This window comes from Mycolicibacterium agri (assembly GCF_002553505.1).
Classification (GTDB): Bacteria; Actinomycetota; Actinomycetes; order Mycobacteriales; family Mycobacteriaceae; genus Mycobacterium; species Mycobacterium agri.
The window spans coordinates 68,873-74,936 of record NZ_PDCP01000030.1 but is presented as its reverse complement, the minus strand read 5'-3'; the positions used below and the strand labels follow the sequence as shown (position 1 = coordinate 74,936).

The 6,064-nt window shown below is 66.7% G+C and carries 6 protein-coding genes; 4 read left to right on the top strand and 2 right to left on the bottom strand.

The window, feature by feature from the left end:
* Nucleotides 1-79: 79 nt before the first annotated feature.
* Nucleotides 80-1,669 carry a PTS transporter subunit EIIC gene (locus CQY20_RS17620; RefSeq protein WP_097941366.1) on the bottom strand — a complete coding sequence of 530 codons (1,590 nt, stop codon included), beginning with the start codon at nucleotides 1,667-1,669 and terminating at the stop codon, nucleotides 80-82.
* Between the two features lie 103 nt (nucleotides 1,670-1,772).
* On the opposite strand from CQY20_RS17620, the gene CQY20_RS17615 reads away from it, so the two are divergent.
* From CQY20_RS17615 to CQY20_RS17600, 4 genes are read left to right on the top strand one after another with little or no spacing between them, the layout of a single operon-like run.
* Nucleotides 1,773-2,243 carry a PTS sugar transporter subunit IIA gene (locus CQY20_RS17615; RefSeq protein WP_097941365.1) on the top strand — a complete coding sequence of 157 codons (471 nt, stop codon included), beginning with the start codon at nucleotides 1,773-1,775 and terminating at the stop codon, nucleotides 2,241-2,243.
* Nucleotides 2,244-3,029, top strand: coding sequence for a glucosamine-6-phosphate deaminase (nagB, locus tag CQY20_RS17610; RefSeq protein ID WP_097941364.1), 786 nt, complete (start codon nucleotides 2,244-2,246; stop codon nucleotides 3,027-3,029).
* 10 nt (nucleotides 3,030-3,039) lie between these two features.
* Nucleotides 3,040-4,173: an N-acetylglucosamine-6-phosphate deacetylase gene (nagA, locus tag CQY20_RS17605; protein ID WP_097941363.1), complete on the top strand. Its 1,134-nt coding sequence runs from the start codon at nucleotides 3,040-3,042 to the stop codon at nucleotides 4,171-4,173.
* Between the two features lie 23 nt (nucleotides 4,174-4,196).
* Nucleotides 4,197-4,892 (top strand): Ntn hydrolase family protein, encoded by a 696-nt coding sequence (locus tag CQY20_RS17600; RefSeq protein ID WP_097941362.1) that lies wholly within the window; start codon nucleotides 4,197-4,199, stop codon nucleotides 4,890-4,892.
* Here the strand turns inward: CQY20_RS17600 and CQY20_RS17595 are convergent.
* Nucleotides 4,887-6,050: an NDMA-dependent alcohol dehydrogenase gene (locus CQY20_RS17595; RefSeq protein ID WP_097941377.1), complete on the bottom strand. Its 1,164-nt coding sequence runs from the start codon at nucleotides 6,048-6,050 to the stop codon at nucleotides 4,887-4,889. The two genes, CQY20_RS17600 and CQY20_RS17595, sit on opposite strands and share 6 nt — an antisense overlap.
* Between the last annotated feature and the right edge of the window lie 14 nt (nucleotides 6,051-6,064).

Genomic DNA, 6,064 nt, shown 5'->3' with positions numbered 1-6,064 from the left:
CCCTGCACCCGTCAATCATCCCGAAAACCCCAGCAGAACCACGCCCGCCACGCGGGATTAATTCAGCAGGCTCCTAGAGCTACAGGATGTCGTTGATGTCGCTCTTCAGCGCCTCGGCATCGGTGCCGAACACGGCCTGAACGCTGTTGCCGACCTCGACGACGCCTGCGGCGCCGAGGCTCTTCAGCCGCGCCTGGTCCACCTTCGCCTTGTCGGCGACCTCGACGCGAAGCCGGGTGATGCACGCGTCGACGCTGCGCAGGTTCTCCCGGCCGCCGAACGCCGCGATCACCTGCTCGGGTCGGCTGTCCGCCGCGACGGGCGCCGTTGCCGTCGCGGTTGCGGTGGCGGTGCCGGGACCCCCGGCCGTCACCGCGGTCGCGGAATCGGCGCCCTCGCCGAGGTTGGCCTGCTCTTCGGCCTCGAACTCCTCCTCGGGTTCGCGGCCGGGGGTGCGCAGGTTCCACCGGGTGATCGCCAACCGGAACATCAGGTAGTACACGACGAAGAAACCCACGCCCATGGCGATCAGCAGCGGGATGTTCTTCGCGGCCGGCGCCGTTCCGTAGAGCAGCAGGTCGATGAGTCCCGCCGAGAACGAGAAGCCGAGGTGGATGTCGAGCAGGTAAGCGATCGCCAGCGAGAGTCCGGTCAGCACGGCGTGGATGACGTAGAGCGGGAAGGCCACGAACATGAACGCGAACTCGAGGGGTTCGGTGACCCCGGTGAGGAATGCCGTCAGCGCGGCCGCCGCCAGGATGCCGACCGCAACCTTGCGCTGTTTCTTGTTCGCCACGTGGATCATCGCCAGCGCCGCGGCTGGCAGCCCGAACATCAAGATCGGATAGAAGCCCGACGTGAGAATGCCCGCGGTCGGGTCGCCTGCGGCGAAACGGGTCAGTTCGCCGGTGACGGCCTCGCCGCCCGGCGGCTGGTAGTCGCCGTAGAGGAACCAGATGTAGGAGTTCGGAATGTGGTGCAGCCCGAACGGAATCAGCATGCGGTTGGCGAATCCGTACACGAACGCACCGAGCGCGCCTGCCCCGCCGATGAACTCGCCGAGTGCGGTCAGCCCGGCATCGAAGATCGGATAGAAGTAGCTCATGGCGAACGCCAGGAACAGACACGCCAGCGACACCACGATCGGAACGAATCGCCTGCCGCCGAAGAAGCCGAGGTAGGACGGCAGCTTGATGGTGTGGTAGCGATCGAACAGCCACGCCGTGAGCAGGCCGACCACGATGCCGGCGAAAACGCTGTAGTTGATCTGCGCCTGTTCGCCGGACTTGTCGACCTCACCGGCCAGCACGATCGGCGACATCGTCTTGAACACGGCCTCGACGACGAGATAGCCGACGACGGCGGCCAGCGCGGTGGAGCCGTCGGCCTTCCTGGCGAAGCCGATCGCCACGCCGACGGCGAACAACAGCGGGAGGTTGCTGAACAGCGCGTCTCCCGCCGCGCTCATCGCCTTGAAGAACGCGCCGATGACCGGTGCTTCGATCCGCCCGAGCAGGTCGGGCTGGCCCAGCCGCAGCAGGATGCCGGCGGCGGGCAGCACCGCGATCGGCAGCATGAGGCTTTTGCCAAGTCGCTGCAGTTGGGCGAAACCAGGGAAGCTCATGGCTGACTTTCGCTGAACCGCTTGCGGATTCGCCGCATCACTCATCGCCGTTCACCCCTCCTCGTCGCAAACGCCACTGCCGCCGAAGCCTAGACCAGAAGAGGTGAACCCGAGACCTTGTTGCCGCGACACTCGTATTGTTTGGGAGATGACGACGACGCAGGTATTGGCTCCGGTCGCCGGTCGGGCGATAGCGCTCGCCGATGTCCCGGACCCGGTGTTTTCCCAGGGCATGGTCGGCTACGGCGCGGCAGTCGACCCGCCGCGCGGCGTCGTCGAGGCCGTCGCCCCGGTCAGCGGAAAGCTGCTGAAACTGATGCCGCACGCCTACATCGTGATGACGGCCGACAACGTCGGCGTGCTGGTACACCTCGGCCTTGACACGGTCGCATTGAAGGGAGAGGGGTTCAGCACCCACGCCAAGCAGGGCGACGACGTCACGGCCGGGCAGGTGATCATCACCTACGACGTGCCCTCCGTCGAGAGCAAGGGGCTCAATCCGATTGTCCCCGTTGTGGTTATGGATGAGCGCGAAGCCGACAACGTCGTCCCGTCCGAAGCGGTCACCGCCGGTGCGCAGATCGAGTCGGGCGCGGGCCTGTTCACCGCGAAGAAGTAGATGGAAGTCATCGTCCTGGGCGACGCCAAGGAGATTGGTGCCCTCGCCGCCGACACCATCGCCGCTCTGCTGCAACGCAAACCGACGGCGGTGCTGGGACTGGCCACCGGCTCGTCCCCGTTGGCGATCTACGACGAATTGGCGGCCCGCTGTGCCGCCGGCGAGATCTCGTTCAACCAGGCGCGCGGTTTCACCCTTGATGAATACGTCGGCCTGCCCGCCGATCATCCGCAGCGCTACCGCACCGTCATCGACGAGGTGTTCGTCTCGCGGGTCGACTTCGCGCCCGGGGCAGTCGAGGGTCCCGACGGCCTTGCCGCCGACATCCCCGCGGCGTGCGAGGCCTACGAGAAGGCGATCGAGGCGGCGGGCGGGGTCGACCTGCAGATCCTCGGCATCGGCACCGATGGGCACATCGGGTTCAACGAGCCGGGTTCGTCGCTGGCGTCGCGGACCCGGATCAAGACGCTGACCAGGCAGACCCGTCTCGACAACGCCCGATTCTTCGGCGGCGAGCTCGACGCCGTCCCGACGCACTGCCTCACACAGGGGCTGGCGACCATCATGGCGGCAAGACACGTGATCTTGGTGGCGACCGGACGCAGCAAGGCCGAAGCGGTGCATCACCTGGTCGAGGGTGCGGTCAGCGCGATGTGGCCTGCGACCATCCTGCAACACCATCCGCACGTCACCGTGCTGCTCGATGAGGCCGCCGCCTGCAGGCTCCAGCTCATCGATTACTACCGCGAGACCTATCGCTGCAAGCCCGAATGGCAGGGTCTCTGAGGCGGCGGGCATGCTGATCACCGCCGACACCGTCGTCACGGGTCGAGAGTTGTTGCGTCCCGGGTGGATTGAGGTGTCTGATGGCACGGTGGACGCCGTGGGTGCCGGCGGTCCGCCGCGTGCAGCCGATCGGGATTTCGGCGCGGCGACGGTGGTGCCCGGTTTCGTCGACACGCACTTGCACGGCGGGGGAGGGGCGAACTTCTCCACCGCGGAGCGAGCCGACACAGCGACCGCGGTGACGTTTCACCGCAGGCACGGCACCACGTCGCTGGTCGCGTCGCTCGTCACGGCAGGCCCCGACGACTTGTTGCGTCAGGTTCGGGGGCTGGCCGATGACGTTCGCGCGGGACTGCTCGACGGTATTCATCTCGAGGGCCCCTGGCTGTCCGAGAAGAGGTGCGGCGCCCATCAGCCGAAGCTGATGCGGGATCCGGACCCCGCCGAGGTCGCGCGGGCCCTCGATGCCGGCGGGGGCGCCGTCCGCATGGTGACAATCGCGCCGGAACGCGTCGGCGCACTCGCGGCGATCCGCCAACTCGTCGATGCGGGTGTGGTCGCCGCCGTCGGCCACACCGAGGCGTCCTACGACCAGACCAGGGCTGCGATCGACGCGGGCGCGACGGTGGGCACGCATCTGTTCAACGCGATGCGGCCGATCAACACCCGCGAGCCGGGCCCGGTCATCGCGTTGCTCGAAGACCCAAGGGTGACAGTCGAATTGATTACCGACGGGGTGCATGTTGACCCCGCGCTGTATCGCCATGTCTGCCGCAGCGCCGGCGAGCACCGGGTGTCGTTGGTGACGGATGCGATGGCGGCCGCCGGGATGACCGACGGCCGCTACTGGTTGGGACCGCTGGCGGTCGATGTCGTCGACGGGGTGGCGCGCGTCGCCGACAGCGACACCATCGCGGGCAGCACCGCCACGATGGACCACCAGTTCCGGTTCGCGGTGCGACACAGCGGACTGGCTCGCGACGACGCACTGCTGGCCGCCGTCCGGCAGGCGTCGATCAATCCCGCACGCGCGCTTGGTCTCCCGTCGACGGAGTTGCGCGCGGGCGCCCACGCCGACCTGGTGGTATTGGACGAGCAGTTGGCGGTGGCGGCCGTCATGCGCCGCGGCGCTTGGCTTCCGTAACCTGCGGATGCGAGGATGGCGACGTGACCGTCGTTCTCGCGCTGCGCTGTGTCGACGGTGTCGTGCTCGCATCCGACTCCCAGATCACCGACCCGGGCAGGGGGGTGAGCTATCCCGCGCAGAAGCTGCATCCGCTGGGCAGCCACGCGGCATGGGGCGGCAGCGGGTCACGCGCGGTGCTCTACGACATCGAGCGGCTCTTCGACACCGAACCCGACGCTGTCGTGGAAGCCAGCGACGTGGGACGCGCACTGCAGGCGCGGGTGCTGCCGATCTTCAAGCACCACTACGAGAACTTCATTGCAGACGTGCCGGAAAGCAAGCCCGGCGCGACCCCCGCGACGTACATACTCGCGGCCGGATATGCCCACGGCGAGATGTTCATCGTCGACATCGACCCGCACGGGCTCATCGGCCACCACGAGGAAATCGGCTTCCAATCGGTCGGCAGTGGGGCCCCGATGGCGCAGCAGGCCTACGCGTTGCTCGCGAATTTCACTATGGCGCAACGCCCCGTGGACTACGGGGTCGTCGCCGCACTACGCGTGCTCGATGCCCTGGCCGAATCGTCGCCGAGCGTTGGCGGCCCGATGGACATCTGCCGCATCACGCCTGACGGCGCCCATCACCTGCGCCCGGACGAGGTCGACGACGTACGCGGGCACGTCGCGCGGTGGCAGGAACTCGAACGCAAAGCGCTCGACGAACTGTTCTCATGAGAATTCGATGATGCCGCGGATGTTTTTCCCGGCGCGCAGATCTTTCATCGCCTCGTTGATGTCGTCGAGCTTGTAGCGCTGCGTGACGAGCTCGTCGAGCTTGATGATGCCCGCCTCATACATCGACAAAAGCCTCGGTATTGCGTCTCGGGGATTCATTTCCCCGTAGAGCACGCCCTTGAGGGTCTTACAGGAACTGACCATGTCCGGCAGGATCAGCGGAACCATCATGTCCGACAGTTTGGCCATGCCGGTCAGCACACATGTGCCACCCTTGCGCAGCAGCATCATCGCGACCATCACGATGTCGGGCGGCACGACACCGGGCGTGAGCACGACGCGGTCGGCCATGACGCCCCAGGTGATGTCCCTGACCAGTTCGACGGCGGCGCCGGCATCGGTGGCGGTGTGGGTGGCCCCGAATGACGGTGCCACCTGCCGCTTGAACTCATTCGGGTCCACCGCGACGATATGCTTGGCGCCCGCGATCTTGGCGCCCTGCACCGCGTTCATCCCGATGCCTCCGACGCCGACTACGACAACCGTGTCGCCGGGCTCGGTTCCGGCTGCCACCGAACCGGAGCCGAAACCGGTTGTCACACCGCAGGACACGAGCGATGCGGCGGCCAGCGGTATCCAGTCGTTGATCTTGACTAGCGAGCGTTCGGATGCGACGACGTACTCGGAGAAGGTACCCACCTGCATCATCGCCATCAGGTCTTCGTCGCCGAGATGACGACGACGAGTGCCGTCCGTGGTCATGGCTTTGTCGTAGATTTTGGCCCCGACGTCGCACAGGTACGTGTGCCCGGTCACGCACCAGCGGCAACTCCCGCAGGCCGGGAAGAACGAAATCGCCACGTGGTCACCCGGTTTCAGGGAGCCAACGCCTGGCCCGACATCCTCGACCACGCCTGATCCCTCGTGTCCGCCGAGCATCGGGAACCATTCGGGAACGTCCACCCCGGCGGCTCGCATCATCTCCTCCATGTCGGGGCTCGGCACGCTGTCGCCGGTGTAGAAGTGCTCGTCGGAATGGCAGATGCCCGCGTAGGCCATCTTGACGAGCACTTCGCCGACCTTCGGCGGATCCAGCTCGACATCGGTGACTTCCCAGTCCACACCCACTCCGCGCAGCACCGCTGCCTTCGACTTCATCGACTCTCCCGTCA

Bases quoted from the DNA above. Each gene is read 5' to 3' on its own strand.
- nagB (WP_097941364.1), top strand. From the start codon at position 2,244: ATGGAAGTCATCGTCCTGGGCGACGCCAAGGAGATTGGTGCCCTCGCC.
- CQY20_RS17620 (WP_097941366.1), bottom strand. From the start codon at position 1,669: ATGAGTGATGCGGCGAATCCGCAAGCGGTTCAGCGAAAGTCAGCCATG.
- nagA (WP_097941363.1), top strand. From the start codon at position 3,040: ATGCTGATCACCGCCGACACCGTCGTCACGGGTCGAGAGTTGTTGCGT.
- CQY20_RS17615 (WP_097941365.1), top strand. From the start codon at position 1,773: ATGACGACGACGCAGGTATTGGCTCCGGTCGCCGGTCGGGCGATAGCG.
- CQY20_RS17595 (WP_097941377.1), bottom strand. From the start codon at position 6,050: ATGAAGTCGAAGGCAGCGGTGCTGCGCGGAGTGGGTGTGGACTGGGAA.